Origin of the sequence: Pelistega suis, assembly GCF_013133795.1 — a bacterium.
In the GTDB taxonomy this organism is placed as follows: Bacteria; Pseudomonadota; Gammaproteobacteria; order Burkholderiales; family Burkholderiaceae_B; genus Taylorella; species Taylorella suis.
On record NZ_JABGBN010000016.1, the window covers coordinates 1 to 3,056 of the forward strand.

The 3,056-nt window shown below is 35.2% G+C and carries 4 protein-coding genes; all 4 read right to left on the reverse strand.

Annotated features, from left to right (window positions below):
- Positions 1 to 4: 4 nt before the first annotated feature.
- Complete coding sequence (locus HKX39_RS10495; protein ID WP_171681271.1) at positions 5 to 856, reverse strand: hypothetical protein; 852 nt, start codon at positions 854 to 856, stop codon at positions 5 to 7.
- A gap of 222 nt (positions 857 to 1,078) precedes the next feature.
- Positions 1,079 to 1,606: a hypothetical protein gene (locus HKX39_RS10500; protein WP_171681272.1), complete on the reverse strand. Its 528-nt coding sequence runs from the start codon at positions 1,604 to 1,606 to the stop codon at positions 1,079 to 1,081.
- Positions 1,603 to 2,103, reverse strand: coding sequence for a hypothetical protein (locus HKX39_RS10505; RefSeq protein WP_171681273.1), 501 nt, complete (start codon positions 2,101 to 2,103; stop codon positions 1,603 to 1,605). The genes HKX39_RS10500 and HKX39_RS10505 overlap by 4 nt, the downstream gene beginning before the upstream one ends.
- 368 nt (positions 2,104 to 2,471) lie before the next feature.
- The coding region (locus HKX39_RS10510; RefSeq protein ID WP_216605096.1) for a hypothetical protein at positions 2,472 to 3,056 on the reverse strand (585 nt) is incomplete at its 5' end.

Sequence of the window (3,056 nt, forward strand, 5' to 3'; positions counted from 1 at the left end):
GGCTTTAAAAATCTTCTGCATATTGCAGAAAATCAAACTCCCCTTCTTTCCCTGACAATAAGTGAGCTGCATAGCTATCAATAGCTTCTGCTGGATGAGAGAGTTTTTTTATTTGCATCACATCTGTCCTTGGCACAACATACACATTACGCTCGGTGTTATGCGATGAGACAAATAACTGAAAACCATTTTTTCCCCAGTCTCCATCTAACCGTGTATCTAGCAAACACCGTAGTTCAAAGTATTTATCATCCATAAACTCTTTAATGTGATAGCTTTGACGGAAAGGATGATTAAATTTAGATTCTAAAAATTCGGTATATTGAGGTAATGCTTTATCTGTTTTATCGGTAAAACCACCTATAATTGAATCTATTGGTGATACAGAATAAGTTACAGCTGATGGCAAAACACCTCTATGAATATCAATCACTGTTGATTCCGCCATATCCCATCCCTCAGCTCGGTAAAGCCAAGAGTTAAGTATTTCTAGCGGGATAGTGGGATATCTACTTGTCTTTTTTTCATAGGTATATGGGGTATATTGTATGTAGCATACCTTGTTACCTACTATAATCCCTAACTGCGTAGTATCTCCGATTACACCTGGATATGGAGTGGTTTTTACTGCATAAAAAAACTCTCCATTAGTTAAATAACTATAAGTTTTTGGTTGCCAACTTTTAAAAGGCTCAATAAGGTAACTGCATAAATCTCCATTACTTTCTTGGATAAAACAGTAGCCATTAACCTCTTTACTTATCTCGCTTAACATAAATGAATTAAATGGTATTTGACTTAAATCTGTATAAACAAAATCAAACTTACTATATAAATCTTGCTTTGAAAACAACATTATCGTAAACCCCCTTTGTTTAATTTCTCGTTGGACTTTCTCTGTCATCCTATCTTGGACAGAACCCTCTACTCCAACCATGCGATAAATAAGGTAACATCACAGAACCCACTACAGAAGAGCCTACTCCTTATGCTATCACCCACCTTATGCTTAAAAATCTTCTGCATACGGCAGAAATTCAAACTCTCTATTGTGAATTATGCTCATGAAACACACGAATTACTTATAAACAATTTCCTGCAGTTCTTCATCGTTAGTATCAAAATCTGGTAATTTTAAAATTAACCTTTTTAATGTTCCTTTTCGCAAACGTTTCTCTATTATTGAATCTACCCCCCCCATTCCAAATAAGGTTTCTTGACACATAAATACTCTCTCGAAATCCCCATCATATCCTAAATAAAGTGCCAAACCATCAAAACTTAAATCAATAATTCCTGTTTCATATTCTCTACCTTCATCGAAAACAAAACGGTATTTGCATTCTTCTTCGTCATATACGCTTAAATGCCCTATATCAGGGATGGTTTCCTCTTTAAGATTTGCAACTACGGACTTTAACTTGCCGATGGTAGTAATTAAATCAAGCAAAATATGATTGCCAGGATGGATAACATCATCTGAGACTATGTTAAGACTACCGACCAACTTCCCCTGATATAAGCCTATTTTCTCAACCAAAAAGAAGAAATCCATGCCTCCCATTCCATTATCTTCGTAATAACAAGGATCATTACATATCATCATACAAAAGCCTCTTTGGGTAAGAAATCAGGCAATGCCATAATTAAATCTTCGAGAGTGCCCTTCATTAATTTTTTCTCTCTCATCGTTCTCAAATCAGTTATAGTTTTACCAAAAAATACTCTCTCATACTCTCCGTCAAAGATTAAATACAAGCACATGGCATCAAAACTCAGATTAATAACTCCATCCTCAATATCAGCTAAGAATAAGCCTTTCTCACTTATTCTTCTGATGGACAAATCCCCAATATCAGGAATTATTTTCTGCTTTTCTCTCACTTCTTGAATAGTGCGTTTCAAATCATCCACTGTATTGTATAAATCCAATAAAAAGTTTCTTCCAGGATAAAACACTCCATCAGATACTATATTCAGAGTCCCTGTCGGATATAAATCATTACGATACCCATCAATAAACACTCTTTCTACATGTAAAAAAAAGTCTAAACTGCCAATACCATTTTCTGCAAAATAATAAGGTTTTTTGCAAATAATCATTTTATTTATTTTCCTCTTCTAAAAAAGACTGCTCCTGCCTCTTTTAGTTTTCTTTTATCTTCGGGCGACAATCTAATTTCATTAAGTTTTAATGGCACATTATCTGCATCACTGCCAGACCAATGGTAGAGGTTATCACTAATAGCATCTGAACGTTCTGTTGCCTCTTTATATGGCTTACGTATATACTCTTTTTCTGCCCTGTTTTAGCATTTGCATACTCTTGGGTATAATAATCAACATCCTCTACTCCATGTGCCTTTAGTTTGGTATAAAAAACCAATTCTCTGTCATTTAACGACTGCACTCCATATCGGTTAGCTAGAGCACTCGCTAATAAGGTAACCATAGGGTTACCATGAAAGTACTTACACCCTCTCACTCTCCTTTAATACATCAGCATCAATATGCACACTAAACCGCCCGTCTTTTTCACAAAACCTTAAAAACTCAATACCTAATCTAGGGTCATCATCTAAGGCAATCACACCAAAACCTATATCATCATGAGGATATAGTGCAATCTGCAGCTTAGGACTAATCAGTACGCATAAATCTCCTACCACCAACTGATGAGGTTTTAAATACATCATCATCTTAACAAAAGGCACGTAATATTCTGCATTAAAAGTAAAGTTGATAAATTGGTATAAAAATTGACTCTTACCCTGTATCCAAGATAAAAACTCATCGGTCAAAGGCTGCAAGAATCCTGTTTGCTTGGCTTGCTCGTATCGGTCTAAAACCTCTTCATCTAAGCTAACTTGAGAAGTTTTATCTTCATAGGCTAAAGCACTCAACACAAAAAAATCATCTGTTTTAGAAGCAAAGAAATCTTGCATCAACTGCATAGCATTCTCTATCTCTTTAACATCTTGGTGTTTAGCACTAAAACTGCCCACCCAACATTGACTTTGCCTTAAGTCATTAAAACAAATTCGTTTTAAAGGAAT

Coding starts and splice junctions, on each gene's coding strand:
- HKX39_RS10495 (WP_171681271.1), bottom strand. CDS start 856: ATGTTGTTTTCAAAGCAAGATTTATATAGTAAGTTTGATTTTGTTTAT.
- HKX39_RS10500 (WP_171681272.1), bottom strand. CDS start 1,606: ATGATGATATGTAATGATCCTTGTTATTACGAAGATAATGGAATGGGA.
- HKX39_RS10505 (WP_171681273.1), bottom strand. CDS start 2,103: ATGATTATTTGCAAAAAACCTTATTATTTTGCAGAAAATGGTATTGGC.